26 protein-coding genes are annotated in these 26,429 nt (G+C 67.3%); 6 read left to right on the top strand and 20 right to left on the bottom strand.

Annotated features, from left to right (window positions below; genetic code table 11):
- Nucleotides 1-5 precede the first annotated feature (5 nt).
- A complete protein-coding gene (locus ACZY0R_RS33395; RefSeq protein WP_488864517.1) occupies nucleotides 6-497 on the top strand; it encodes a glutathione peroxidase in 492 nt (163 codons plus the stop codon).
- Between the two features lie 10 nt (nucleotides 498-507).
- On the opposite strand, the gene ACZY0R_RS33390 is transcribed toward ACZY0R_RS33395, so the two are convergent.
- The 11 genes from ACZY0R_RS33390 to ACZY0R_RS33340 form a co-directional block, all read right to left on the bottom strand.
- Nucleotides 508-1,197: a helix-turn-helix transcriptional regulator gene (locus tag ACZY0R_RS33390; RefSeq protein WP_045237600.1), complete on the bottom strand. Its 690-nt coding sequence runs from the start codon at nucleotides 1,195-1,197 to the stop codon at nucleotides 508-510.
- A 54-nt stretch (nucleotides 1,198-1,251) separates the two neighbouring features.
- Nucleotides 1,252-1,617, bottom strand: coding sequence for a VOC family protein (locus ACZY0R_RS33385; RefSeq protein WP_488864515.1), 366 nt, complete (start codon nucleotides 1,615-1,617; stop codon nucleotides 1,252-1,254).
- Nucleotides 1,618-1,691: 74 nt separating this feature from the next.
- Entirely contained in the window at nucleotides 1,692-2,417 is a 726-nt protein-coding gene (locus ACZY0R_RS33380) for an LrgB family protein (protein ID WP_488864513.1), read from the bottom strand.
- Nucleotides 2,414-2,797, bottom strand: a complete 384-nt coding sequence (locus ACZY0R_RS33375; RefSeq protein WP_488864511.1) for a CidA/LrgA family protein — start codon at nucleotides 2,795-2,797, stop codon at nucleotides 2,414-2,416. The genes ACZY0R_RS33380 and ACZY0R_RS33375 overlap by 4 nt, the downstream gene beginning before the upstream one ends.
- 171 nt (nucleotides 2,798-2,968) lie before the next feature.
- Nucleotides 2,969-4,225, bottom strand: coding sequence for a glycolate oxidase subunit GlcF (gene glcF, locus ACZY0R_RS33370; RefSeq protein WP_488864509.1), 1,257 nt, complete (start codon nucleotides 4,223-4,225; stop codon nucleotides 2,969-2,971).
- A gap of 55 nt (nucleotides 4,226-4,280) precedes the next feature.
- Nucleotides 4,281-5,396 (bottom strand): glycolate oxidase subunit GlcE, encoded by a 1,116-nt coding sequence (glcE, locus tag ACZY0R_RS33365; RefSeq protein ID WP_488864507.1) that lies wholly within the window; start codon nucleotides 5,394-5,396, stop codon nucleotides 4,281-4,283.
- 30 nt (nucleotides 5,397-5,426) lie between these two features.
- A complete protein-coding gene (locus tag ACZY0R_RS33360; protein ID WP_488864505.1) occupies nucleotides 5,427-6,374 on the bottom strand; it encodes an ion transporter in 948 nt (315 codons plus the stop codon).
- A 2-nt stretch (nucleotides 6,375-6,376) separates the two neighbouring features.
- On the bottom strand, nucleotides 6,377-7,870 hold the full coding sequence (locus tag ACZY0R_RS33355) for an FAD-linked oxidase C-terminal domain-containing protein (protein WP_488864503.1): 1,494 nt from the start codon (nucleotides 7,868-7,870) through the stop codon (nucleotides 6,377-6,379).
- Between the two features lie 260 nt (nucleotides 7,871-8,130).
- Nucleotides 8,131-8,658, bottom strand: coding sequence for a GNAT family N-acetyltransferase (locus ACZY0R_RS33350; protein ID WP_052685943.1), 528 nt, complete (start codon nucleotides 8,656-8,658; stop codon nucleotides 8,131-8,133).
- A gap of 122 nt (nucleotides 8,659-8,780) precedes the next feature.
- The gene (locus ACZY0R_RS33345) at nucleotides 8,781-9,671 is read right to left on the bottom strand and encodes a LysR substrate-binding domain-containing protein (protein ID WP_045237607.1); all 891 of its coding nucleotides are present in this window, start codon (nucleotides 9,669-9,671) and stop codon (nucleotides 8,781-8,783) included.
- A gap of 12 nt (nucleotides 9,672-9,683) precedes the next feature.
- Nucleotides 9,684-11,102, bottom strand: coding sequence for an FAD-binding oxidoreductase (locus tag ACZY0R_RS33340; protein ID WP_045237608.1), 1,419 nt, complete (start codon nucleotides 11,100-11,102; stop codon nucleotides 9,684-9,686).
- A gap of 241 nt (nucleotides 11,103-11,343) precedes the next feature.
- Between ACZY0R_RS33340 and ACZY0R_RS33335 the strand changes: the two genes are divergently transcribed.
- The 4 genes from ACZY0R_RS33335 to ACZY0R_RS33320 all read left to right on the top strand — a co-directional run bounded on the left by ACZY0R_RS33335 (nucleotide 11,344) and on the right by ACZY0R_RS33320 (nucleotide 17,650).
- Nucleotides 11,344-11,889: a cob(I)yrinic acid a,c-diamide adenosyltransferase gene (locus ACZY0R_RS33335; protein ID WP_488864500.1), complete on the top strand. Its 546-nt coding sequence runs from the start codon at nucleotides 11,344-11,346 to the stop codon at nucleotides 11,887-11,889.
- Between the two features lie 237 nt (nucleotides 11,890-12,126).
- The gene (gene dnaK / locus ACZY0R_RS33330; RefSeq protein ID WP_045237610.1) at nucleotides 12,127-14,085 is read left to right on the top strand and encodes a molecular chaperone DnaK; all 1,959 of its coding nucleotides are present in this window, start codon (nucleotides 12,127-12,129) and stop codon (nucleotides 14,083-14,085) included.
- Nucleotides 14,086-14,260: 175 nt separating this feature from the next.
- Nucleotides 14,261-15,403 (top strand): molecular chaperone DnaJ, encoded by a 1,143-nt coding sequence (dnaJ, locus tag ACZY0R_RS33325; RefSeq protein WP_035867441.1) that lies wholly within the window; start codon nucleotides 14,261-14,263, stop codon nucleotides 15,401-15,403.
- Nucleotides 15,404-15,724: 321 nt separating this feature from the next.
- The gene (locus ACZY0R_RS33320) at nucleotides 15,725-17,650 is read left to right on the top strand and encodes a chorismate-binding protein (protein ID WP_488864497.1); all 1,926 of its coding nucleotides are present in this window, start codon (nucleotides 15,725-15,727) and stop codon (nucleotides 17,648-17,650) included.
- A gap of 9 nt (nucleotides 17,651-17,659) precedes the next feature.
- Here ACZY0R_RS33320 and ACZY0R_RS33315 read toward each other — a convergent pair whose 3' ends face one another.
- The 8 genes from ACZY0R_RS33315 to hda all read right to left on the bottom strand — a co-directional run bounded on the left by ACZY0R_RS33315 (nucleotide 17,660) and on the right by hda (nucleotide 24,466).
- A complete protein-coding gene (locus ACZY0R_RS33315; RefSeq protein ID WP_488864495.1) occupies nucleotides 17,660-18,391 on the bottom strand; it encodes an ATP-binding cassette domain-containing protein in 732 nt (243 codons plus the stop codon).
- Nucleotides 18,388-19,086, bottom strand: a complete 699-nt coding sequence (locus ACZY0R_RS33310) for an ABC transporter permease (RefSeq protein ID WP_045237612.1) — start codon at nucleotides 19,084-19,086, stop codon at nucleotides 18,388-18,390. Before ACZY0R_RS33310 ends, ACZY0R_RS33315 begins: the two co-directional genes overlap by 4 nt.
- Before the next feature lie 16 nt (nucleotides 19,087-19,102).
- A complete protein-coding gene (gene panB / locus ACZY0R_RS33305) occupies nucleotides 19,103-19,924 on the bottom strand; it encodes a 3-methyl-2-oxobutanoate hydroxymethyltransferase (RefSeq protein WP_045237613.1) in 822 nt (273 codons plus the stop codon).
- Between the two features lie 211 nt (nucleotides 19,925-20,135).
- Nucleotides 20,136-20,777: a deoxynucleoside kinase gene (locus tag ACZY0R_RS33300; protein ID WP_488864493.1), complete on the bottom strand. Its 642-nt coding sequence runs from the start codon at nucleotides 20,775-20,777 to the stop codon at nucleotides 20,136-20,138.
- Nucleotides 20,778-20,853: 76 nt separating this feature from the next.
- Nucleotides 20,854-21,372, bottom strand: a complete 519-nt coding sequence (gene folK / locus ACZY0R_RS33295) for a 2-amino-4-hydroxy-6-hydroxymethyldihydropteridine diphosphokinase (RefSeq protein ID WP_488864491.1) — start codon at nucleotides 21,370-21,372, stop codon at nucleotides 20,854-20,856.
- On the bottom strand, nucleotides 21,372-22,967 hold the full coding sequence (gene pcnB / locus ACZY0R_RS33290) for a polynucleotide adenylyltransferase PcnB (RefSeq protein WP_488864489.1): 1,596 nt from the start codon (nucleotides 22,965-22,967) through the stop codon (nucleotides 21,372-21,374). Before pcnB ends, folK begins: the two co-directional genes overlap by 1 nt.
- A gap of 1 nt (nucleotide 22,968) precedes the next feature.
- Nucleotides 22,969-23,643, bottom strand: coding sequence for a histidinol-phosphatase (locus tag ACZY0R_RS33285; RefSeq protein WP_045237615.1), 675 nt, complete (start codon nucleotides 23,641-23,643; stop codon nucleotides 22,969-22,971).
- Between the two features lie 115 nt (nucleotides 23,644-23,758).
- Entirely contained in the window at nucleotides 23,759-24,466 is a 708-nt protein-coding gene (hda, locus tag ACZY0R_RS33280) for a DnaA regulatory inactivator Hda (RefSeq protein WP_035867422.1), read from the bottom strand.
- 278 nt (nucleotides 24,467-24,744) lie between these two features.
- On the opposite strand from hda, the gene purM reads away from it, so the two are divergent.
- Nucleotides 24,745-25,797 carry a phosphoribosylformylglycinamidine cyclo-ligase gene (gene purM, locus ACZY0R_RS33275; protein ID WP_488864486.1) on the top strand — a complete coding sequence of 351 codons (1,053 nt, stop codon included), beginning with the start codon at nucleotides 24,745-24,747 and terminating at the stop codon, nucleotides 25,795-25,797.
- A gap of 76 nt (nucleotides 25,798-25,873) precedes the next feature.
- Here purM and ACZY0R_RS33270 read toward each other — a convergent pair whose 3' ends face one another.
- The gene (locus ACZY0R_RS33270) at nucleotides 25,874-26,377 is read right to left on the bottom strand and encodes a GNAT family N-acetyltransferase (protein ID WP_035867419.1); all 504 of its coding nucleotides are present in this window, start codon (nucleotides 26,375-26,377) and stop codon (nucleotides 25,874-25,876) included.
- Nucleotides 26,378-26,429 lie beyond the last annotated feature (52 nt).

Genomic DNA, 26,429 nt, shown 5'->3' with positions numbered 1-26,429 from the left:
CCGCCATGAGTAACGTCTACCAGTTCGAAGCCAGTTCCCTTGCCGGCCAGCCGGTACCGCTGTCGCAATTCAGCGGCAAGGTGCTGCTGATCGTGAATACCGCCAGCGAGTGCGGCTTCACGCCCCAATACGCCGGCCTGCAGGCACTGCAGGAGCAGTTCGCGCAAAGCGGCCTGGAAGTGCTGGGTTTTCCCTGCAACCAGTTCGGCAAGCAGGAGCCGGGCGACGCCGGGCAGATCGGCCAGTTCTGCGAGTCGCGCTTTCACGTCACCTTCCCGATGTTCGGCAAGATCGACGTCAATGGCGCCAACGCGCATCCGTTGTATCGCTGGCTGACTTCCGAGAAGCCGGGCGTGCTCGGCCTGGAAGCGATCAAGTGGAATTTCACCAAGTTCCTGCTGCGCCGCGATGGCACGGTGTTCAAGCGCTACGCGCCCACCACCAAGCCCGAGGACATCAAGGGCGACATCGAGAAGCTGCTGGCCGAGCCGGCCTAGTCCACGGCGCCTAGCCGCTGGTCTGCTGCACTGCCCGCAGGAAGCCGTTGAGCGAGCGGTCCGGCGTTTCGTGGAAGCGTTCGTCCAGCATGACGATGCCGCGGCAACGGTCCAGCCGGAAGCTGCGGTAATCGGTGCGCGTGGTGCACCATGCGGCCAGCAGCCAGCTATTGCCCCAGAAGAACAGGCCCAGCGGCTGCACGATGCGGTCGGTAGCACGCTGTTGCGCGTCGGTGTAGTCCAGGCGCAGCAGGCGCTGCGCGTTCATGGCGCCGTGCACCACGTCAAAGGCGTCGCGCACCTGCGGATGATTGACGAATTCCGGGGCGAACACCCGGCTTTGCTGCGCCGCGTGACGCCGCGCCGGCGGCAGCGCCGCCACCAGTTTCTCCAGCGCGGGATCGGCCGCGGCGGCCAGCGCGCCGCCGCCCCAGGCCTTGAGCAGCCGCAGCCCGGCCACCAGCGCTTCGACTTCGATCGCGGTGAACATCAGCGGAGGGACGTCATAGTCGGCCCGCAACCGGTAGCCGATGCCCGCTTCTCCCTCGACCGGCACGCCCGACAGCGACAGTGCCTGGATATCCCGGTACACCGTGCGCTCGGACACCCCGAGCCGCTGCGCCAGCAGCGCCGCCGTGGTCAGGCGGCGCCCGCGTAGTACCTGGACAATCTGGAAAAGGCGGTCGGCACGGCGGCTCATTGAGGTTTCATCTTGGTTCTACGCGGATATCGGCAAAACGGTCGCAGCCACCGCCTAGCCGGCCAGGGGCTGGTGCAGGCCCACGCGGTTGCCTTCGCTGTCGATGATATGCGCAATATGGCCAATATCGCCGGGCAGTTGCAGCGGGCCGAATACCGTCTTGCCACCGGCGGCCTGCACGCGCGCCAGCAGCGCCGTGAGTTGCGGCGCGTGCAGGTAGGGCAGGCAGCCATCGGCTGATGGCCGGAAGCCTTCGCCGGCCACCAGTGCGCCGCCAGGCTCATGGCTGGCAAAGACGGCCATGTCGATTTGCGCCATGGTCTCGCGCTTGAGGGTGGTTTCGAACACCTGTTCGTAGAACCGGATCGCGCGCTGCATATCGGCGACGGGGATTTCAAGCCAGTTGATCAATCCGCTCATGATGGTCTCTCTCGGGAGGTGATGGAGGGACGGATCATGCGCGGGGGCTACTGACAACGTCCTGTCAGCAGGGATCAGCGCGGCATCCACGCCGCCAGCATCGGCACCATCACGGCGGTCAGCACGCCGTTCAGGCCCATGCCGAGCGCGGCGAAGGCGCCGGCCTCCTGGTTGACCTGGAAGGCGCGCGCGGTGCCGATGCCGTGCGCCGCCACGCCGGTGGCGAAGCCGCGCACGGTGTAGTCGGAAATGCGCAACAGATTGAGCAGCTTGGTGGCGCTGACCGCGCCGATGATGCCCGTACCCATCACCAGCACGGCGGTGAGCGAGGGCAGGCCGCCGATCTTCTCGGCCACGCCCATGGCGATGGGGATGGTGACCGACTTGGGCGCGAGCGAGCGCATCGTCTCGGGCGAAGCACCCAGCAGCCAGGCGAAGCCCACGGCGGATATCACAGCCACCAGCGAGCCAGCCAGCAGTCCGCCCAGCAGCGGCAGCACATGCCGGCGCAGCTTGGGCAGTTGCATGTAGAGCGGCACCGCCAGCGCGACGGTGGCCGGCCCCAGCAGGAAGTGGACGAACTGCGCGCCGTCGAAATACGTCTTGTACGGCGTGCCGGTCACCGTCAGCAGCGTGACCAGGATGGCCACCGCGATCATCACGGGATTGGCCAGCGGCGAAAAACGCGCGCGTTCGTAGACGCGGAACGCGAACACATAGGCCAGCAGCGTGGCGGTCAGCCCCAGTAGCGGGCTGGCGGCCAGGTAGACCCAGATCTCATTGAGGCGCGGCGTCATCATGCCTGTTCTCCCGGCGCCGCAGACGCGGCGGCCTCGGGCGGCTTCGCCTTGCCCATCAGGGCACGCGCCACCAGCGCCGTGGTAGCGATCGCAAGCCACGTGGAGAGCACCAGCGCCACCACGATCGGCATCCATTCCCCGCCGATGCGATGCGCATGCACCATGATGCCCACGCCGGCCGGCACGAACAGCAGCGACAGGTGCTTGAGCAGTTCGGACGTGGTGCCCTGGATCACCGGCAGCAGCCGGTCGTCGAAGGTGAGCCAGCCGAACAGCAGGATCATGCCGATCACCGGGCCGGGCACGGGCAGGTTCAGGGCGTAGCTGAGCGCCTCCCCGACGGATTGGAAGACCAGGAGGATGGCAAAGGTTTGAAGCATGAGAGAGCGAGGCGCGGACAGCCGGGATAGGAGCCCTCGCATGGTAACTCGTAGTGGCCTCTTCTGGCAGCGGGTTTGCGCCCTCCCGCTTGCGTAGGAGGGCGCGACGGCCAGCACTGTGCCAGACGCCGTGGGCGCAGCGGGTCAGCTTCGTCCCGGGCTTCGGGCCACTTACCCCAACATCCGGTCCACCAGTTCGATCCAGTGCATCACCGGCGTTCCGGTGCCGCTTTGCAGATGCGTGATGCAGCCAATATTCGCCGAGACAATGGCCTGCGGCCCCGAAGCCTGCAGGTTGGCGAGCTTTTCATCCCGCAAGCGGTACGACAACTCCGGCTGCAGCACCGAATACGTGCCCGCGGAGCCGCAGCACAAGTGGCTGTCGGCGCAGAGCTTGACATCCACGCCCAGGCCGGTCAGCAACGCCTCCACCTTGCCGCGGATCTGCTGGCCGTGCTGTAGCGTGCAGGGCGGATGGTAGGCGACCCGCTGGCCGTTGCCGCTCTTGCCCTCCCGTGCCTCGGTGGCGAGGGCCTGCAGTGTGTCGGAAAAATCCGGCAGCAGCTCCGACAGATCCTTGGTCAGCGCCGAGATCTGGCGCGCGCGCTCCGCATAGCGCGCATCGTTGCGCAACAGGTGCCCGTACTCCTTGACCATCACGCCGCAGCCCGACGCCGTCATCACGATGGCCTCGGCGCCCGCTTGCACCGCCGGCCACCAGGCGTCGATATTGCGTCGCATATTGTCGAGGCCGCCGTCGTGGTCGCCGGTGTGATAGCGCACCGCGCCGCAACAGCCGGCCTCGCGCGCCACGACAAGCTGCACGCCGAGGCGGTCGAACACGCGGGCCGTGGCGGCATTGATGTTGGGCGACATCGATGGCTGCACGCAACCGTCGAGCAACAGCATCTTGCGCGCATGCGTGTTGCGCGGCCAGGCGCCGGCGTCCACCGGCTGGGGCACCTTGTTGCGCAGGGCCTGTGGCAGCAGCGGGCGAAAACGCTGGCCCAGGCGCATGGCCGGTCCGAACAGCGCGGGCCGGGTCATGCTCTCGCGCAGCGCCCAACGCGCGAACCGCTCGCGCGCGGGTCGCTGGATGCCTTGCGCTTCGAGACGGTCATCGACGACCTTGCGGCCGATGTCGACCAGCCTGCCGTACTTCACGCCCGAAGGGCAGGTCGATTCGCAGTTGCGGCAGGTCAGGCAGCGGTCCAGGTGCAGGCGCGTGCTTTCCGTGACGGGCTGGCCCTCCAGCACCTGCTTCATCAGGTAGATGCGGCCGCGCGGCCCGTCCAGTTCGTCGCCGAGCAATTGGTAGGTGGGACAGGTCGCGGTGCAGAAGCCGCAATGCACGCATTTGCCGACGATGGACTTGGCTTCTTCGCCGTCGGGCGTGTCGCGCAGGAATTCGGCCAGGGTGGTTTGCATGGTTCGGGGACTCTCTGGTGCCTTGGCTGGGGATCGGAAGGGCGTGGCGCGTGGCTCAGAGGCCGGCGTACATGCGCTGCGGGTTGAAGATGCCGGCGGGGTCGAAGCTGGTCTTGAGGCGCTGGTGGATGGCGGCCAGCGGCGCCGACAGCGGCGTGAACACGCCCACCGACTTGTCGCCGTTGCGGAACAGCGTGGCGTGGCCGCCGGCGGCCTTCGCGGCGGCGCGCACGATGTTGCCGTCGGCGGCGCTATCGGCGCCGCCCAGCCACCAGCGCTGGCCGCCGCCCCATTCGATCAGTTGCCCGCCGGGCAGCGCCAGCGGCGCGGCGGTGGTGGGCACGGCAATGCGCCACAGGGCCCGGCCGGCGTGCACCGGGGCGAAGAAGGGATGGCCTTGCTCGCGCAGCGCGCGCCACAGCGCATCGGCTTCGCCGGGTTCCACGGCTTCGCCGCCAAGCCGCGCGCGGGCGGAGCGCAGCGCCGCCGCCGCACCCGACAGGCGCAGGTGCAGCACGCCGTCGTGCCACGCCGAAGCGGCAATCGGCAGCGGCTGGCCGCCCCATTGGTTGAGACGGTCCAGCGCCTCGGCCTCGCCCAGCGCAAAGCGCAGCGTGGCGTCGTCGAATGGCACCGGCAGGACCTTGAGCGAGACTTCCAGGATCAGTCCCAGCGTGCCGAGCGATCCCGACATCAGGCGCGATACGTCGTAACCGGCCACGTTCTTCATCACCTGGCCGCCGAAATTCAGGATGTCGCCGCGGCCGTCCATCACCTGCGTGCCCAGCACGAAATCGCGCAGCGCGCCGACCGCCTGCCGGCGCGGGCCGGACAGGCCCGCGGCCACCGCGCCGCCGAGGGTTGCCACGTCGCCCCCACTGGCGCCCGTGCTGAAATGCGGTGGCTCGAAGGCGAGCATCTGGCGCCGCTCCGCCAGCGCCGCCTCGATCTCCGCCAGCGGCGTGCCGCAGCGCGCGGTGATGACCAGTTCGGGCGGGTCGTAATCGACGATGCCGCTATAGGCGCGCGTGTCGAGCACATCCCCCTGCAATTGCTGGCCGTAGAAATCCTTGCTGCCGCCGCCCCGCAGGCGCAGCGGCGCGCGCGTGTCGGTGGCGTGCCGGATGGCGTCGCGAAATGCGGTGAGGGTGGCTTGCAGGTCGGCTGGCATGGTGGCTGGCTGGGGTTGGCGTGAATGAGATCAGGCGGAAGAAGACGGGCGGTCCGGTGGCGCGCCGGGCGCGATCTGCGCGCGCTCGCTCTCGTCCTGGTATTGCGGCAGCGCGTTGCCGCAGTGCTTGCAGTAGACGGCGTCGGGATCGTGCCCTTCGGTCAGGCAATGGTTGCAGGTGCGCGTTGTCAGCGGCCGCTTCATGATGCTCGCGGCCAGCTCTGCGCCGACGATGCCGGTCGGGAAGGCGATGATGCCGTAGCCCAGCAGGATGGTCAGCGAGGTGATGAACTGGCCCAGCGGGGTCTTGGGCACCATGTCGCCGAAACCCGTGGTGGTCAGCGTCACCACCGCCCAGTACATGCTCACGGGGATGCTGGTGAAGCCGTGCTGCGGGCCTTCCACCACGTACATCACCGTGCCAAGGATCACGGTGATGATGAACACGGTGCCGAGGAAGACGAAGATCTTGCGCCGGCTGTTGGCCAGCGCGCGATACAGGATCTGCGCTTCTTCGAAGTACACCGTCAGCTTGAGAATTCGGAACACGCGCAGCAGCCGCAGCAGGCGCACGTCGATCAGGAAGGCCAGCTCCGGTACGAAGAAGGCGAGCCAGGTCGGGATGATCGACAGGAAGTCGACCACGCCGAAGAAGCTGAACACATAGCGCAAGGGACGCCGCACCACCAGGATGCGCATCACGTACTCGGCGGTGAACAGCAGCGTGAACAGCCATTCCAGCACGGTGAATATCCGGCCCAGCCGCAGGCTGATCGCCGGCAGGCTGTCGAACACGACGATCAGCACGCTGGCGACGATGGCCACCAGCAGGGTGATATCAAACAGGCGGCCGTAGCGTGTGTCCGCTTCGAAAATGATGGTGTACCAGCGCTCGCGCCAGCCCGATTCGGGCTTGCCCAGGCGCTGGCGGGTCTGCGCGCTGCTGTGGGCGCGCTGCGTGGCGTTTTGACCGGGCATGTTCAGAACCGCGGCAGTTCGGGGTGCGGCAGCAGCCCGCGTTTCACATGCATGCGGCCGTACTCGGCGCAGCGCGCCAGCGTGGGGATGGCCTTGTCGGGATTGAGCAGCCGAGCCGGGTCGAAGGCGGCCTTGACGCCGAAGAACAGCTCGCGCTCTTCCGGCGAGAACTGCACGCACATGGAGTTGAGTTTCTCCACGCCCACGCCATGCTCGCCGGTGACGGTGCCGCCCAGTTCCACGCAGCTCTCCAGGATGTCGGAGCCGAACAGTTCGGCGCGGTGCCATTCGTCCTGGTCGGCGCCATCGAACAGGATCAGCGGATGCATATTGCCGTCGCCGGCATGGAACACGTTCATGCAGCGCAGGCCGTACTTGCGCTCCATCTCCTCGATGCGCTTGAGCAGCGTGCCGATATGCTTGCGCGGGATGGTGCCGTCCATGCAGTAGTAGTCCGGCGAGATGCGCCCCGCCGCGGGGAAGGCGTTCTTGCGCCCGCTCCAGAAGCGCAGCCGCTCGGCCTCGCTCTGCGACACCTGGATGCGGCTGGCGCCGGAGGCGCGCAGCACCTCGCTCATGCGTTCCACTTCCTCGGCCACTTCTTCCGGCGTACCGTCGGATTCGCACAGCAGGATGGCGGCGGCATCGAGGTCATAGCCGGCGCGCACGAATTCCTCGACCGCGGCGGTAGCGGGCTTGTCCATCATTTCCAGCCCGGCGGGGATGATGCCGGCGCCGATCACGTCGGCCACCGCGTTGCCGCCCTTGGCCACGTCGTCGAAGCTGGCCATGATCACCTGCGCCAGTTGCGGCTTGGGGATCAGCTTGACGGTCACTTCGGTCACCACCGCCAGCATGCCTTCGGAGCCGATCACGGCGGCCAGCAGGTCCAGCCCCGGCGCGTCGGGCGCTTCGGAGCCGAACTCCACCACTTCGCCTTCCATCGTCACGGCGCGCACGCGCAGCACGTTGTGTACCGTCAGGCCGTACTTGAGGCAATGCACGCCACCCGAGTTCTCGCTGACGTTGCCGCCGATGGTGCAGGCAATCTGGGACGACGGGTCGGGCGCGTAGTACAGGTTGTACTGCGCGGCAGCCTCGGAGATGGCGAGATTGCGCACGCCGGGCTGGACCACGGCCGTGCGCGAGCGTGCATCCACGGTGACGATGCGCTTGAACTTGGCCAGCGACAGCACCAGGCCGGTGGCGATCGGCATGGCCCCGCCCGAGAGGCTGGTGCCGGCGCCGCGCGGCACCACCGGCACCTGCAGCGAGTGGCACAGGCGCAGGATCGCGCAAACCTGTTCCTCGTTATCGGGCAGTGCCACGGCCAGCGGGATCTGGCGGTAGGCCGCCAGGCCGTCGCACTCGTAGGGCACGGTGTCTTCGGGCTTCCACAACAGGGCCGCATCGGGCAGGATTTTCGCCAGGCCTTCGAGCAGCGCGTTGCGGCGCGCGTCGTCGGCGACCGGAGAGACTTCGTGCGGGGCGTTCATGGCAACTCCTGTAATGGCCGCCGGCGTCCGCCATGGCAGGGCGCAAGCGGGTGGGGAGCAAGGACTATAGCGCAGCCTGGTGGCTGCGAAACCTCATGGCGACGTGAATTCCGCATGGCAGGCTGATCAAAATCGCTCATGACGGCGTTGGGCCGGAGCGTGCCATGCGGGGCGTGGCGCGGTGGCCGGGCCGGTTCAAGTCCAGCTTAGCACCGGCGCGGTGCAAGGCGGCAATGGGGCTCTTTTTTGTCGGCGCGCCATCAGCGCGGCGCCAGCATGTGCACCATTTCCAGATTGTCGTGATAATCCGGCGCCACATAGAGCGCCTGGGGCTCGACGCCGTAGCGCCGGAAGCCCATCGATTCGTAGAGCGCGATCGCGGGCGCGTTGGCGGCGGTGACACTCAACGTGACCTGGCGCAGGTCCGGCATGGCGGCGGCAACGGCCAGTGCTTGCGCCATCAGCTGCCGGCCAAGGCGCCGGCCGCGATAGGCAGGCGCCACATACATGCCCCAGACAAAGGCCTTGTGGCGCTGCTTGACCTTGTCCTCGCGCATGACGCCGACCACGCCGGCCAGCGCGGCGGCCCCATCACCTTGGTCGAAGGCGCCGATCACGGCCTTTCCGGGCGTCGCCGCCAGCCGGCCGGCGATGGTGGCCAGTGGCAATTCGCGCTCCTCCTCAAAGCTGGAGCCGAAAGCGGCGGGCGCCTCCAGCAGGCCTTCCAGGCGCAGCGCCTGGAAAGCTCCGGCATCGGCGGGGGTAAGCAGGCGGATCTGCGTGGGCATCATGCGCTCTCCTGTTCGGCAATCCCGGGCTGATATGCGATGAAGGCGGGCACCGGCAACAGCTTCAGGGCGAGCATGGGCGAGGAGCCTCTTTCATCCGGTTTATTGTTTCGGCTTGTGCGCTACCAGTCCAGGCCCAGCAGCCAGTCGACGAAGTACCTCGCCTCCGGCTTGAGCGGCGCCTGTTCGCGCTCGACAATGTAGTAGCCGTGCGGCGACACCGACTCGATATCCAGCAGCCGCACCATCTGGCCCAGCGAAAGCCAGTGCCGGGCCATGCGCTGGCGCACCAGGGCCACGCCCTGGTTGGAAGCGATGGCCTCCAGCATCAGGCCGATATCGTTGAACTGCGGGCCGGTCTGCGGCTCCGGCCAGTCCAGTCCGGCGGTTTCGAACCAGGGCTTCCACGGCTCCAGCGGGCTGCGCAGCAGCACCAGGTTGTGCAGGTGCTCGGGCCTGGTGATGGCGCGGCCATCGATGCGCTCGTAGTACTCGCGCCCGCACGCCGGAAACACAGGCTCGACCAGCAGCTTGGTGGTTTTCAGGTCGGGATAGCGTCCGGTGCCATAGCGGATTTCCACATCGGTGTCTTCCGCCTTCACGTCGAGGAACGGGATGGCCAGGTGCAACTCAGTGTCGATATGCGGGTACAGCGCCGTGAACTCGGGCAGGCGCGGCACCAGGTGCTGGCGGCCGAAGGTGGGCGGGATCGCCACGCGCAGCCGGGTGCGCTGCTTGTTGTACTCCGGCCGGGCCAGTTCGTTGAGCGACTTGAGGGCGTCCTGCACATTGCGCAGGTAGCGCGTGCCCGACGCGGTCAGCCGCAGCGCGGCATTGGAGCGCACGAACAGGTCCTCGGCCCACAATTCCTCGAGGTTCTTGATCCGGTGCGATACCGCGCTGGGCGTGACCGACAGTTCCTCGGCCGCGCGCGCGAAGCTGCCCAGCCGGGCGGCCGCTTCGAACGCGATCAGCAGGTGCAGAGGCGGAACGCGGTTGAACACGGAGGCCATGCCGCCCGGTCCTCAGCGCACCGGGCGGAAGATCTTGCCCGGGTTGAGGATGTGGTTGGGATCGAGCGCGTTCTTGATGGCGCGCATCAGGTCCAGCGCGTCCTCGCCATGCTCGCTGACCAGGAAATCCATCTTGTGCAGGCCCACGCCATGCTCGCCCGTGCAGGTGCCGCCCATCGCCAGCGCGCGCTCCACGATGCGCCGGTTGATGGTCTCGGCTTCGGCCAGTTCCTCGGGCTTTTCGGGGTCGGTCAGGATCGCCACGTGGAAATTGCCGTCGCCCACATGGCCCACGATCGGGCAGGGCAGGCTGGATGCGTTCAGGTCGCGCTCGGTCTCGGTCACGCAATCGGCCAGTCGGGAGATCGGCACGCAGACGTCGGTGGTCACCGCCCGGCAGCCCGGCTTGAGCTGCAGCATGGCGAAGTAGGCGGTATGACGCGCGTTCCACAGCCGGCTGCGGTCTTCCGGCCGCGTGGCCCACTCGAAGCCCTGGCCGCCGTGTTCCGCGGCAATCTGCTGCACGGTCTCGGCCTGCTCCTTGACGCCGGCCTCGGTGCCGTGGAATTCGAAGAACAGGTGCGGCATCTCCGGCATGGACAGGTTGTCGTGCCGGTTGATGGCGCGGATGGCCAGCGCGTCGACAAATTCCACGCGCGCCACGGGCACGCCCAGCTGGATGGTGTCGATGGTCGCCTGCACCGCGCTGCCCATGCTGGGGAAGGCGCAGATGGCGGCCGAGATGGCTTCGGGCTGCGGATACAGCCGCACCGTCACTTCGGTAATGATGCCCAGGGTGCCTTCGCTGCCAATCATCAGGCGCGTCAGGTCATAGCCGGCCGAAGATTTGCGCGCATGGGTGCCAGTCTTGATGATGCGGCCGTCGGCGGTCACCACGGTCAGCGCCAGCACGTTCTCGCGCATGGTGCCGTAGCGCACCGCATTGGTCCCCGAGGCGCGCGTGGCGCACATGCCGCCCAGCGAGGCATCGGCGCCCGGGTCGATCGGGAAGAACAGGCCGCTGTCCTTGATTTCCTGATTGAGCTGCTTGCGGGTCACGCCCGGTTGCACCGTCACGTTGAGGTCCTCGGCCTGTACCGACAGCACCCGGTTCATCTGCGAGAGGTCCAGGCTGATGCCGCCCGCCACCGCCAGCAGGTGGCCTTCGAGCGAGGAGCCGGCGCCGTAGGCGATCAGCGGCACGCGGTGCGCGTTGCACAGGCGGGCCACCTCGGCCACTTCCTCGGTGGTATGGGCGAACACCACGCCGTCCGGCGCCGCCGGCGGGAAGGGCGACTCATCGCGCCCGTGGTGATCGCACACGCCGGGCGAGGTGGAGAAGCGTTCGCCGAAGCGGGCCTGCAGGGCGTCGCGCACGGCGGCGGGCAGGGGTTGGCGCACCAGCGCGGCGTGGGGAAGGGGATGGTTCATGGCGTCTCCGGCGGGGCTGAAGTGGCTGGATGCCGTGCGGCGGCGGCCTTTGCGTAGCCGCGCGGAACGGTGCCTGCGCTTGCACCCGGTAGCGTTTCAAGCGAATCCCCTTATTCTACGCCGCCCCCGGCCCGGCTCGTTGCCGGGGCGCAGCAACGGCCACTTGAGAGGTCTCGCCGGTTCTCCCGCCGGCGGCCAGAAGCGCGCCATAATGCAAGATTCGCCAACGCCGGAGACCCGCATGGGCAACCGCCTGACCAAGATCGCCACCCGCACCGGAGACGCCGGCACCACCGGGCTCGGCGACGGCAGCCGTACCAGCAAGGACAGCCTGCGCATCGCCGCCATCGGCGATGTCGACGAGCTCAATTCGAATCTCGGCGTGCTGCTCACCGAGACGCTGCCCGAAGACGTCCGCTCGGCCTTGCTGCATATCCAGCACGACCTGTTCGATCTCGGCGGCGAGCTGTCCATCCCCGGCTATGTGCTGGTCAAGCCCGAGCAGGTGCTGCAGCTCGACGAATGGCTGGCCCACTACAACGCCAGCCTGCCGCGCCTGGCCGAATTCATCCTGCCGGGCGGCAGCCGCGCCGCAGCGGTGGCGCACGTATGCCGCACGGTTTGCCGGCGTGCCGAGCGGGCGCTGGTGGCGCTGGGCGTGCAGGAGGCACTGAACGAGGCGCCGCGCCAGTACCTGAACCGGCTCTCCGACCTGTTGTTCGTGCTGGCGCGCGTGCTCAACCGGGCGGGCGGGGGCAGCGATGTCTTGTGGCAGCGGGGCCGTTAGCCATCAAGGTAGCCTCGATTTTTAGTGACCCAAAGAGCACAAAATGCCCGGCCGTCGCGCAACGTCCCGGAACGCCCCTCAACTTGGCCGGCCGAGCCGCCGCTGGCCGGAGGGAGAAGTCGAGAAATTTAGTCGGATTTGCGCGTCCGGCCCTTGAAATGGCCCCGGACGGCCACATTTCGCCCTCAGGACGAATTGCAGTCCCCGCGGATAGCGGGGCTCAAGAGGAGAGAATAAATGGGTAAGATCATCGGTATCGACCTCGGTACCACCAATAGCTGCGTCGCGATCATGGAAGGCAATACGCCCAAGGTGATCGAAAATGCCGAAGGCACACGCACCACCCCGTCGATCATCGCCTACATGGAAGACGGCGAGATCCTGGTCGGTGCGCCTGCCAAGCGCCAGGCGGTCACCAATCCGCGCAACACCCTGTACGCGGTGAAGCGCCTGATCGGCCGCAAGTTCGAAGAAAAGGAAGTGCAGAAGGACATCGGCCTGATGCCGTACTCCATCGTCAAGGCCGACAACGGCGACGCATGGGTATCGGTGCGCGACCAGAAGCTGGCGCCGCCGCAGGTGTCCGCCGAAGTGCTGCGCAAGATGAAGAAGACCGCCGAAGACTACCTCGGCGAGCCGGTGACCGAAGCCGTGATCACCGTGCCGGCTTACTTCAACGACTCGCAGCGCCAGGCCACCAAGGACGCTGGCCGCATCGCCGGTCTGGACGTCAAGCGCATCATCAACGAGCCGACCGCGGCCGCGCTGGCCTTCGGCCTGGACAAGAACGAAAAGGGCGACCGCAAGATCGCCGTGTATGACCTGGGTGGCGGCACGTTCGACATCTCGATCATCGAGATCGCCGACGTTGACGGCGAGAAGCAGTTCGAAGTGCTGTCGACCAATGGCGACACCTTCCTGGGCGGCGAAGACTTCGACCAGCGCATCATCGACTACATCATCGGTGAGTTCAAGAAGGACCAGGGCGTCGACCTGTCCAAGGACGTGCTCGCGCTGCAGCGCCTGAAGGAAGCCGCTGAAAAGGCCAAGATCGAACTGTCGAGCTCGCAGCAGACCGAAATCAACCTGCCGTACATCACGGCGGATGCCTCCGGTCCGAAGCACTTGAACCTGAAGATGACCCGCGCCAAGCTGGAATCGCTGGTCGAGGAACTGATCACCCGCACCATCGAGCCGTGCCGCATCGCCATCAAGGATGCCGGCGTCAAGGTCAGCGAGATCGACGACGTGATCCTGGTCGGCGGCATGACCCGCATGCCCAAGGTGCAGGAACAGGTCAAGGAGTTCTTCGGCAAGGAAGCGCGCAAGGACGTGAACCCGGACGAAGCCGTGGCCGTTGGCGCCGCGATCCAGGGTTCGGTGCTGTCGGGCGACCGCAAGGACGTGCTGCTGCTGGACGTGACGCCGCTGTCGCTGGGTATCGAAACCCTGGGTGGCGTGATGACCAAGATGATCACCAAGAACACCACCATCCCGACCAAGCATGCGCAGGTGTTCTCGACCGCCGACGACAACCAGCCGGCCGTGACCATCAAGGTGTTCCAGGGCGAGCGCGAGATGGCGACCGGCAACAAGCTGCTGGGCGAGTTCAACCTCGAAGGCATAGCGCCGGCACCGCGCGGCCTGCCGCAGATCGAAGTCTCGTTCGACATCGACGCCAACGGCATCCTGCACGTGGGCGCCAAGGACAAGGCGACCGGCAAGGAAAACCGCATCACCATCAAGGCGAACTCGGGTCTGTCGGAAGACGAGATCCAGCGCATGGTGAAGGACGCCGAGGCCAACGCCGAGGAAGACAAGAAGGCCCGCGAGCTGGCTGACGCCCGCAACCAGGCCGACGCGCTGATCCACTCGACCAAGAAGGCTGTCACCGAATACGGCGACAAGCTGGAAGCGGGCGAGAAGGAAAAGATCGAAGCCGCGATCAAGGAACTGGAAGACGCCGCACGCGGTGGCGACAAGGCCGAGATCGATGCCAAGGTCAGCGCGCTGTCCGAGGCCAGCCAGAAGCTGGGCGAGCGTGTCTACGCCGACATGCAAGCCAAGGCCGGCGAAGCCGGTGCGGCGGGCGCGGCCGGTGCCGGTGCTGCCGGCGCGGGTCAGCAGCAACATGCCCAGCCGCAGGACGACAACGTCGTGGACGCCGAATTCAAGGAAGTCAACGACAAGAAGTAATGAAAGAGCGGGGCGGGGGCGCGGCACACAAGCTGCGCCAGCCCCCATCCCGACGCCGGGCGACGGACATTGGACCAAGCGGGTTACCGCCGTCGAATGCCTCGCTCGGCTTTTTTGCTATTTTGCTCGGGCGGGTTTTGCACGCGTTTCCGGGCCAATCAGGTAAGCAGCCACCATGGCAAAACGTGACTTTTACGAAGTGCTCGGGGTGGGCAAGAACGCCAGCGACGACGACATCAAGAAGGCGTATCGCAAGCTGGCGATGAAGCACCACCCGGACCGCAATCCGGACAGCAAGGATTCCGAAGAGAAATTCAAGGAGGTCAAAGAGGCCTACGAGATGCTCTCCGATCCCGAGAAGAAGGCGGCCTACGACCAGTACGGCCATGCCGGCGTCGACCCCAACATGGCGGGCGGTTTCGGTGGTGGCGGCCAGGCCTATGGCGGTTTCGCCGAAGCTTTCGGCGATATCTTCGGCGATATCTTCGGCCAGCAGGGCCAGGCCGGCGGACGCCGGGGCGGCGGGCCGCAGGTGTACCGCGGCGCCGACCTGCGCTACAGCATGGAGATCTCGCTGGAGCAGGCCGCCCACGGCCACGACGCGCAGATCCGCGTGCCGCACTGGGACGAGTGCGAGCATTGCCACGGCAATGGCGCCGAACCCGGCACCAACGTCGAAACCTGCCCGACCTGCCATGGCGCGGGCCAGGTACGCGTGTCGCAGGGTTTCTTCTCGATGCAGCAGACTTGCCCCAAGTGCCACGGCACCGGCAAGCATATTCCCAAGCCTTGCACCAAGTGCCACGGCCAGGGCAAGCTGAAGTCGCAGAAGACGCTGGAAGTGAAGATCCCGGCCGGCATCGACGAGGGCATGCGCATTCGCTCCACGGGCAACGGCGAGCCGGGCATCAACGGTGGGCCCCCGGGCGATTTGTATGTGGAAGTCCACATCAAGCAACACTCGGTGTTCGAGCGCGACGGCGACGACCTGCACTGCCAGATGCCGATCTCCTTCGCCACCGCGGCGCTGGGCGGCGACCTGGAAGTGCCCACGCTGGGCGGCAAGGCCAGCTTCCCGGTGCCCGAAGGCACCCAGCCCGGCAAGACGTTCCGCCTGCGCGGCAAGGGCATCAAGGGCGTGCGCTCGGGCTATCCGGGCGACCTCTACGTGCATGTGAACGTGGAAACGCCGGTCAAGCTGACCGAGGCGCAGAAGGACATCCTACGCCAGTTCGACCGCTCGGTGCACGAAGGTGGCTCGCGCCACAGCCCGCAGGAGCAATCCTGGCTGGATAAGGTGAAGAGCTTCTTCAGCTGATCCGGCGACGGCATGCGGCCGGCCACGCGTTGATGCGTGGCCGGCTTTTTTGTTTTGGGGGCGCCGAAAAAAACCGTGGGCTTCGCTTGAACTGGCTCCTAGCTAAGCCACCCCTCTCCCCAGCCCTCTCCCCCTGAGGGGAGAGGGAGCGAAAGCCGTCGTCAGGGCGGGCGGTCTTGGCCCGCTCCGCGACTTCGGCCGGTGCCGCAGGTTTGCTCCCCTCTCCCACTTGTGGGAGAGCAAGCCGGGGGAGAGGGCGGGCGCGCGATAATGCGATGTCGCCCGCTTTATGGCGACCTCAATTTACGCTGGTGATTTACCGTGGCTGTCTCCCTGACCCGCTTGTCTTCCTCCTCTCCCTTCCCGCAAACTCCCGAATCCGGCCCTGCCGGCGCCGCCGAGCCCTTCGTCCTGCTCGACGACGCCACCGCCGCCCCCGGCGAGGCATCTTCGCGCCTGTACACCGGCTTCGCCCGTGAAGACGCGCTGCCCGACGCCTCCGCGCTCGGCACGCTCGACGCCATGCTGGCAGAAGGCTGGCGCCAGGGCTGGCACGCCACGCTGTTCGCCCCCTACGAATTCGGCGGCCCGCTGGTCGGCGTGCCGGTCCATGTCGACCGCGCGCTGCCTTTCCATGACGGCGCGCTGCGCTTGCTGTGGTTCCGGCAGATGCGGCGGCTGGAGACGCGGGAGGTCGCGCAGTGGCTGGCGCCGTCCTCGGGCGAACCGGCCGGCGTGATGGACGTCACAGCCGACACGCCGGAAACCGCTTTCCACGCGGCCATTGCCCGGATCCACCAGTGGATCGAGGCTGGCGATACCTACCAGGTCAATTTCACGCAGCGGCTGCGCTTTGCGGCTTTCGGCGACCCGCTGGCGCTGTATGCCGCGCTGCGCGCCGCTCAGCCGGTGCCCTACGCAGCGCTGGCGCGGCTGCCGGGCGATGGCTGGGTGCTGTCGCTGTCGCCCGAGTTGTTTGTCCGGCATGACGGGCAGGGCCGGTTGCTGGCGTGCCCGATGAAGGGCACCGCCCCGCGTACCGGCGACAGCGCGCGCGATGCTGAGGCCGCCGCAGCGCTGGCGGCGGACCCGAAGAACCGCGCCGAGAACGTGATGATCGTCGACCTGCTGCGCAACGATCTCGGCCGCGTCGCCGTGCCCGGCACGGTGGCCGTGCCGGACCGCTTCACGGTGCAGCCGTTCGGCCAGGTGCTGCAGATGACCTCCACCGTCACCGCCGCCGCGCGTCCCGGCACCGGCCTGGCCGACCTGTTGCGCGCGCTGTTTCCCTGCGGCTCCATCACCGGTGCGCCCAAGCGGCGCACCATGCAGATCATCGGTGAACTGGAGCGGGCGCCGCGCGGCCTCTATACGGGCTCCCTGGGCTGGATCGATGCGCCCGGCGGCGAACAGGCCGATGGGTGGCCCGGCGCCTTCGCGCTGTCGGTGGCGATCCGCACGCTGGTGCTGGGCGCGCCGGGCGCGGATGGTCTGCGCGCGGGCGAGATGGGCGTCGGCGGCGGCATCGTGCACGACAGCGACGCCGCGGGAGAATATGCCGAATGCGGCTGGAAGGCCCGCTTCCTGACCGCGCACGATCCGGGCTTCACCTTGTTCGAGACCATGCGGGTGGAGGATGGGGAATGCCAGCGCCTGGCCCATCATCTGGCGCGGCTGGCCGCTTCCGCCGCCTGCCTGGGCTTTCGCTTCGAGCGGGACCGCGCGCTGGCGGCCGTGCAGGGTGCCGTGACGGATCTCGGCGCCGGTACCTGGCGCTTGCGCCTGGCGCTGGACAAGGCCGGCGGTTTCGCCATCACCCACGGCCCGCTGGCGCCACTGGGCGCCGTCCCGGCGCTGGTCACGCTGGCGCCGCAGGCGCTGGCATGCGCCGATCCGCTGCGCCGCCACAAGACCAGCGCGCGCGCCGTCTACGACGCCGGCTGGCAGTCCGCCGAGCGCGCAGGCGCCTTCGACAGCCTGTTCTTCAACGCCCGCGACGAACTGCTTGAGGGCGGCCGCAGTTCGGTGTTCGTCAAGGTGGACGGGGCGTGGCTGACGCCGCCGTTGACGGCGGACATCCTGCCCGGTGTGATGCGCGCGGCGGTGCTTGCCGACGGCGCGCGCTACCTGGGCGGACCGGTGAGCGAGGCGGTTATCACGCGGGCCATGCTGCGCCGCGCCGAAGCGCTGGCGCTGGCCAACTCGCTGCGCGGGGTATTGCCGGCGGTATTGCGCGTGGACGACTGATCCGGCCGCTCAGCGATGGCGCGTATCCAGGCGTCCGTCGGTGAGCTTCCAGCGCACCACGCCCGGCAGGTTGATCAGGTCGCGGTCGTGGCAGATCATCACCACGGTGCGGCCCTCGGCGGCCAGTTCGCGCACCAGTGCGATCACCTGTTCGCGCGCGTGGCCGTCCAGGCTGGAGGTGGGTTCATCCAGCAGCAGCAAGTCGGGCTCCAGCACTTTGGCGCGTGCCAGCGCCACGCGCTGTATCTCGCCGCCGGACAGGCGTTCGGGCGCGGTGTCCTGCACATGCGTAATGCCGGCCCAGCCCAGCGCGGCCCCCACGCGCCGCCGGATCTCGTCGGCGTCCAGGCCGCGGGTTTTCAGGCCATAGGCAATATTCTCCCGTACCGAGGTGCGAAACAGGTAGGGATGCTGGTGGAGATAGGCGATGCGCTGCCGCAGCGCCGCCGGCAGCGGATCGAGCGCTGCCTCGTGCGGCTGGCTGGCCGCATCGGTCCAGGACACCGTGGCGCCGGGCGCGCGCTCCAGCCCCGCCACCATGCGCAGCAGCGTGGTCTTGCCGGCGCCGTTGACACCGGTCAGTACCACGGCGGCGGCCCGGGGAAAGGCCAGTTCGCGGATGTCGAACAGACGCCGCGCGCCGACCTGCCGCTGCAGGCCGCGCACGGTCAGCAGCGGGGGCAATTGCGCGGGCGGCAACGCGCGGCCGTCGGGAGTCTGGCGTGCGGGCAGCGTGCTCATCGGCGGAATCCTCCCGCGCCTTGAAGCCATGCCAGCATCACATTCACCAGCAGTGCCAGCGCCACCAGTACGATGCCCAGCGCGATGCCCTGGGCAAATTCGCCCTTGCTGGTTTCCAGCGCGATGGCGGTGGTGATGGTCCGGGTAGCGCCTTCGATATTGCCGCCGATCATCAGCGCGGAGCCGACTTCGGCAATGACCCGCCCAAAGCCGGCCACCAGCGCTGCCATCAGGCCAAAGCGCAGCTCGCGCAGCACCGTGAAGAAGGTCCGCCAGCGGCCAGCGCCCAGCACCCACGCCGTTTCACGCAGGCGCGCGTCCGCCCCCTGCAGGGTGGACAGGGCAAAGGCCAGGACCACCGGGAAGCCGATCACCGCCTGCCCGAAGACCATGCCGCTACGGGTGAACAGCAATGAAAAATCGCCCAGCGGTCCCTGGCGGGTGAACAGCAGATACAGGATCAGCCCGACCAGCACGGTCGGGAAGGAAAGGAAGGCCTGCGCCACCACCACGACTACCCGGCGGCCGGGAAAATCGTGGGTGGCGATCAGGTAGGCCGCGCCGATGGCGGGCACGGTGGCGAGCGCCAGCCCCAGCACGGCCACCACCAGCGAGGTCCAGACGATGAACCACAAGGCGCCGTCGCCGCTGGCCAGCAGATGGAAGGCTGCAGCGGTGGCGGCACCGATCTCCATGTCCGGAGCCGGCCGGTCAGGCCGAGAAGGTGTGCTCGACGGCGGGGAAGCTGCCGTCCTTCACGGCCGCCACATAGGCGCGTACCGCAGCCTCGATCGAGCCGGCGCCTTCCATGAAGTTGCGTACGAACTTGGCCTTGCGGCCTGGGTAGACGTTGATCATGTCCTGCAGTACCAGCACCTGGCCCGAGCAATCCGCGCCGGCGCCGATGCCGATGGTCGGGATGGTCAGCAAGCCGGTGACTACGCCAGCCACCGCTGCCGGCACCGCTTCCATCACGATCAGCTGGGCGCCCGCTGCCTGCAGCGCGAGCGCATCGCGCTTGAGCTGCGCGGCGCTTTCGTCGGTCTTGCCTTGTACCTTGAAGCCGCCCAGCGCGTGCACAGATTGCGGCGTCAGGCCGATGTGGGCGCACACCGGGATGCTGCGCTCGACCAGGAATTTGACGGTGGGTGCGAGCCAGTCGCCGCCCTCCAGCTTGACCATGTGCGCGCCGGCCCGCATCAGCGCCACGGCACTGGCGTAGGTGGCTTCCGGGGTGGGGTAGGTGCCGAACGGCAGGTCCGCCACCAGCAGGGCGCTCTGGTTGCCGCGCGCCACGCATTCGGTGTGATAGACCACGTGTTCCAGCGTCACGGGCAGCGTGGTCTGCTGGCCTTGCATGACATTGCCGAGGGAGTCGCCGACCAGCAGCACCTCGACCCCGCAGTAGTCAAGCAGCGCGGCGAAACTGGAGTCGTACGCGGTCAGCATGGCGATTTTTTCGCCGGCGGCGCGCATGGCTTGCAGCCTGGGGATGGTGACGGTCTTGCGGGAGGGGTCGAGGAGGTAACTCATGACGTTGGGCCGGTAGAGAGACGGGAGTCGGGCCGGCCGCAATGCCGCAGTGCATCCAAGCTCAATGCGTCAGCGCATCTGCATCCTTGCGGCAAGGCTTTTGCCCCCTTCAGTTTGCTTCGCAGCGAGGTACGCGGCCCGATCTGGACGGGCGCTGGCTTCGCGGCAGCGACTGTTGTCGTTATGGTTAAGGCTGGCAGGCGGGAACCTGTCAGGGCGCAGCGAGATTGAGAAAGGCCTTGCGGCCGCGCATGTTTTCGATGCGCGACAGTAGTGTACGGAAATCGGCGTCGTTGTCTACCGGGCTGAAGTGGGCCGTGTCGACGATCATCACCGGCGCCTCGTCGTAGCGATGGAACAGCTCGCCGTAGGCGTCGGACAGGCGCTCCAGGTAGGCCTCGTCGATGCTGGACTCGCCGGGCGCGTTGCGGCGCGCGATCCGCTCGCGCAGCAGGGCAGGCGAGGCCTGCAGCACGATGACCAGGTCCACGCGCTGGCCCTGGGCCGGCAGGCGCGCGGCAAGGGCGTCGTACAGCGCCAGTTCGTCCTCGGGCAAAGTCAGCCCGGCGTAGAGGCGGCTTCTGGTGTACAGGAAATCCGCCACCATGCGCTGTCCCGCCAGCAATGCCGCCTGCCAGGTTTTGAGCTGCTGCGTGCGCTGGTTCATCAGCGAAAGCTGCAGCGGCAGCGCGTAACGCGCGGGCTCGCGGTAATAGCGTTCGAGGAAGGGGTTTTCGCGTGCCGCGTCGAGCAGCTCGCCGGTGCGCAGGGTTTGCGCCAGGCGTTGCGCGAGTGCGGTCTTGCCGGCCCCGATGGGGCCTTCCACCACAATGCGGCGCAGGTGTTCGAGCATGGGCGGGTCCGGTCGGCTGATGCCAGGCTAAGAGGGCGGATGAAGCGGGACCGGCTGGCCTGGGCCGGTCATGGTATCAGGAAGCGTCGCGCGCATCCCGCTGCCGCGTGCATTGGCAGAACGAGACTTTCTCGACACGCTGCCCGCTGACCGCGGCCAGGTAATCCGCCGCGGGGCCAAGTCCGGGGATGACCAGGCCGGCATCCAGTTCGAGCAGGGGCACCAGCGTGAAGGCGCGCTCGGCCACGCGCGGATGCGGCACCACGAGTTTTTCGTCCTGGTGGATCTCGTCGCCGAACACCAGCAGGTCCAGGTCGAGGGTACGCGGTGCGTTGCAGAATGGCCGCTCGCGCCCGAACTGGTCCTCGATGTGGTGGCAGATACGCAGCAGCTGCGCAGCGGTGAACGAGGTTTCCACCTTGACCACCGCGTTGTAATAGTCGCCGCCCGTCGCATCGACCGGAGCCGTGCGATAGAGCGACGATCTCGCCATCACCGTGATGCCGACCTGCTGCGCCAGGCATATGATGGCATCTTTCAGGGCTTGCCGGGCATCGCCCAGGTTGGCTCCGATGCCGATAAAGGCAAGTGTCATTACGATTCCTCCGGCTGGACGCGTACCTTGCCGGCTTTCCGGTCTGCAGTGGAGCCGGAATCCGGGCTCGCGTCCAAATCACTCCGCGAAGAAACTGTATCCGATTTCCGCGGACTGCGCCTGCGGCGCTTCTTGCGCGCCGGAGCGCCGCCTTCGCCATCGTCGGCCGGCTCGCCGCCCTCGGCGCCGCCGCTGCCGCCGCCGCCTTGCCTGCCGCCACCGCGCACCGGGCGCACGGCATCGATCAGGTCCTCGCGGCCATGGCTATCGGCGTCCTGGAAATCCTGCCACCACTGCGCCAGCTCGGTCGGCTGCTCGCCGGACTGGCAGCGCAGGTAGAGGAAGTCGAAACCTGCGCGGAAGCGCGGCGATTCGATCAGGCGGAACGGCATGCGGCCCACGCGCTTCTCGAAGCGCGGCTGCATGCCCCAGATGTCCCGCATGTCGGTGACAAAGCGGCGCTGGATGGCGAGCTGGCCGGTCTGGCGCTCCAGCACATCGTCCATCGCGATATTGAGTGCGGCGATGGCGTGCTCGCCTTCCTCGCGCAGCGTGGTCCAGCGCTGCAGCACGTGGTGCCACAGCAGCGCGGCGAACAGGAAGCCCGGCGACACCGGCTTGCCGACCTGCACGCGCTGGTCGGTGTTGTCCAGCGCCAGCTGCACGAAGCGCTGGCCCATCGGCTGCTCCAGCGCGACGTCCAGCAGCGGCAGCAGGCCGCGGTGCAGGCCGGCCTTGCGCAACTCCTGCAGCGAGGCCCATGCGTGGCCCGACATCAGCAGCTTGAGCATCTCGTCGAACAGGCGCGCGCTGGGCACGTTATGGATCAGCGAGGCAAGGTCGGCGATCGGCTGGCGGGTTTCCTCGTCGATGGTGAAACCGGTCTTGGCGGCGAAACGCACTACGCGCAGCATGCGGATAGGATCTTCGCGGTAGCGCGTGACCGGGTCGCCGATCATGCGCAGCGTGCGCGCGCGGATGTCTTCCATGCCGTGGTGGTAGTCATACACCGTCTGCTCGGCCGGATCGTAGTACATCGCATTGATGGTGAAGTCGCGGCGTTCCGCGTCTTCCGCCTGCGAGCCCCATACGTTGTCGCGCAGCACGCGTCCGGAGGCGTCGATCGCGTGGGTCTTGCTGTCGAGCTCCGCGCGCTTGAAACGGCGCCCTTCGGGCAGGGTCTCGCTGGCAACCGCGTCGACCAGCGCGCGGAAGGTGGAGACTTCGATGATCTCCTGATCGCGCCCGCCGTAGAAGGTCACGTGCACGATCTGGAAGCGCCGGCCGATGATGCGCGAGCGGCGGAACAGCGCCTGCACCTGGTCGGGCGTGGCGTTGGTGGCGACGTCGAAGTCCTTGGGCTTGATGCCCAGCAACAGGTCGCGCACCGCGCCGCCGACGATAAAGGCCTGGTAGCCTGCCTGCTGCAGCGTGGAGGTGACCTTGATGGCGTTGCGCGAGATCAGCGACTGGTCGATCTGGTGTTCGGCATGCGCAACGATATTCGGCGTATGGGCGCGTCCGCCGCGGCGTTTGGCGGGGCGCTGCTGGGTGCCCGGCTTGCCGAGCAGCCGGTTGATTAGCTTCTTGATCACGTCAGAACAGATCCATGATGCGCCAGCCGGCCGCGGCGGCGTGGTGACGCAGGCGATCGTCCGGGTTGGCGGCGATCGGTTCGCTGACCTTTTCCAGTAGCGGCAGGTCGTTGGCCGAATCGCTGTAGAAGGTGGTGTTTTCGAAGGCATCCCATTGGGTGCCCATGCTCTTGAGCCAGGCTTCGACGCGGGCGATCTTGCCCTCGCGGAAGCATGGAATGCCTGCGACTTCGCCGGTGAAGGCGCCGTCGGGCTTGCCGTTGGCGGTGGCCGGCTCGGTGGCGACCAGGTGCTTGATGCCAAAGGCCGCCGCGATCGGGGCGGTGACGAAGCTGTTGGTGGCGGTGACTACCGCGCACAGGTCGCCGGCGTCGAGATGCTTGTAGACCAGCGCCCGCGCCTGCGGCGTCATCACCGGATCGATCACTTCCCGCATGAACTGACCCCGCCACGCTTCGAGCCGGTCGCGCGGGTTGGCCGCCAGCGGCGCCAGCGCGAAACGCAGGAAAGCCTGGATATCCAGGGTGCCAGCCTTGTAGTGGCCGTAGAACTCATCGTTCCTGCGGCGGTAGGATTCCTCGTCGACAGCGCCCAGGCGCACCAGGAAGCGGCCCCATTCGTGGTCGCTGTCGGTCGGAAGCAAGGTGTGGTCGAGGTCGAACAATGCCAGATTCATGGGCGGCGATTTTACATTAACGTGACTGCGGCCGTTTCTTTAACGTGACCGGCTGGCAACGAATACAAGCACGGGACATGCCAAGTGCCGTGCGCGCCGTGCCGGCAGCCCGCGCTCACTCCCGCAACTCGGCAAACATTTCCCGCAGCAGTGGCAGGGTGACGGCGCGCTTGCGCTCCAGCGAATAGGTGTCCAGCGCGTCCAGCAGCGCCATCAGGCTGGGCATGTCGCGGTATTTGCGCGTGACCAGCCAGTGCGGGATTTCCGGCGAAAGCTGCAGGCCGCGTTCGCGCGCAGCCTGCACCAGCGCCGTCATCTTGTCTTCGTCCGACAGCGGCGCGAGCTGGTAGACCAGGCCCCAGCCCAGCCGGGTGCGCAGGTCCTCGCGCACCGGCATGGCCAGCGGCGCCTGGCTGCCGGCCACCACGATGGCGGTGCGCACGTGGGCCCGGACCTCGTTGTAGAGCGAGAAAACGGCGATCTGGCGCGCTTCGTCGAGCAGCTCCACATCATCTACGGTGTAGAGCTGGCAGCTCGGGTCGAAGATGAAATCCGACAAGGCATGATGCGGGCTCAGGTAGCGGCAGCTGATGCCGGCCTGGTAGCCGCTGTCGCAGACCGCGTGCAGCAAATGGGTGCGGCCCGAGCCCACCTCGCCCCACAGGTAGATCAGGCGGTCGGCGGCGCGCTCCTGGGCCACCGCGGCGGCGAGGTCGTGCAGGCGTTGCACGGGCTCGCGGTTGGCGGCGACGAAAAAATTCTCGAAGGTCGACGGCGGCGGACTGCCAAGTTCAAGCGAAAGCTGCTTGGGGCGGGGAAACATGGCTTATCGGTTACTTGGGGTAAAGGTCAGCTATCGGGTAAACGCGTCGCGGCAGTCCGGCGCTGACCACCTGGATGGCGCTGGCGGGACGGCGGGAGGCTGCCAAAATTATCTTCATCGGTAAGGGCTGGGGGCAACACTTCATGACGCGGGACACCGGAAACTGGAAGCCGGAAGCCTGTATCCGTTAAAATTGCGATTCTACTGGACTCGCGGCCGCAAATCGCCGTCGTGAGCGCCGCATTACTCACTTCATACTCCAGGAAAAGCAGGTTCCCATGAGCGCATCCCCCACTTCCGGCCAGGCAGGCCTCTCCTACCGCGATGCCGGCGTCGATATCGACGCGGGCGACGCGCTCGTCGACCGCATCAAGCCGTTCGCCAAGCGCACCATGCGCGAGGGCGTGATGGCCGGCATCGGGGGCTTCGGCGCGCTCTTCGAACTGTCCAAGAAGTACAAGGAGCCGGTGCTGGTGTCCGGCACCGACGGCGTTGGCACCAAGCTCAAGCTGGCCTTCCAGCTTAACCGCCACGACACCGTGGGCCAGGATCTGGTGGCCATGAGCGTCAACGACATTCTGGTGCAGGGCGCCGAACCGCTGTTCTTCCTCGACTACTTCGCCTGCGGCAAGCTGGACGTGGATACCGCCGCTACCGTGATCCAGGGCATCGCCCAGGGCTGCGAGCTGTCCGGCTGCGCGCTGATCGGCGGCGAGACCGCCGAGATGCCGAGCATGTACCCCGACGGCGAATACGACCTGGCCGGCTTCGCGGTGGGCGCGGTCGAAAAGAGCCGCATCATTGACGGCAGCACCATCGTGCCGGGCGACGTGGTGCTGGGCCTGGCTTCGTCGGGCGCGCACTCCAACGGCTACTCGCTGGTGCGCAAGATCATCGAAGTGGCCAAGCCGGACCTGAACGCCGACTTCCACGGCCAGCGCCTGCAGGACGCCATCATGGCGCCCACTCGCATCTACGTGAAGCCGCTGTTGTCGCTGATTGAGACGCTGTCGGTCAAGGGCATGGCCCACATCACCGGCGGCGGCCTGACCGAAAACGTGCCGCGCGTGCTGGCGCAGGGCGTGACCGCCGTGCTGCAGCGCGACGCCTGGACCCTGCCGCCGCTGTTCCAGTGGCTGCAGGCGCAAGGCAACGTGGCCGACGACGAAATGCACCGCGTGTTCAATTGCGGCATCGGCATGGTGGTGATCGTCGCCAAGGAAGACGCCGACCGCGCCATCCGCCATCTGCAGGCGGCTGGTGAAACCGTGTGGCAGATCGGCGAGATCCGCGAGCGCGAAGAAGGCCAGGCGCAGACCATCGTGGTCTGAGCGGTCTGCTTCCAACGCAAAACGGCACATGCTTGCGCATGTGCCGTTTTTGTTTGCGCGGGGCGCAGAGGCGGCCTTACCCGGCCGCGCCCAGCTTCGTCAGCGCCTCCCCTGTAACCCGGCAAATCCGCCAATCCGGCATCACGTCCGCTCCCATCGCGCGGTAAAACTCGATCGACGGTGTGTTCCAGTCCAGCACGCTCCATTCGAAGCGGCCGCAGCCGCGTTCCACCGCCAGCGCCGCAAGATGCTTGAGCAACATCTTGCCCAGCCCATGGCCACGCCAGGCCGGATCGACATAAAGGTCTTCCAGATACAGCCCTGGCTTGGCCAGGAAGGTGGAGAAGTTGTGGAAGAACAAGGCAAAGCCCACCGCCTTCGCGCCTTGCGCGCCCGGCACCTCCACCAGCACAGCCTCGGCATGCGGGCGCGCGCCGAACAGGGCTTCACGCAGTTTTTCCGGCGTGGCTTCGACCAGGTGGGTGAGTTTCTCGTATTCGGCCAGTCCCGTGATCAGCGCGAGCAAGCTCTCGCAGTCGTCAGGCGTGGCGGGGCGCAGTACGAAATCGGTAGTGGGCATGGCGGGTTTGACGCGTCGGCAGGTCATAAAAGGCGATTATCGCCTATTCGTC

The sequence above is a fragment of the Cupriavidus sp. F041 genome, assembly GCF_057814235.1.
Note: the sequence above shows the minus strand (reverse complement) of the source record. Positions and strands in the feature narration are given on the sequence as shown.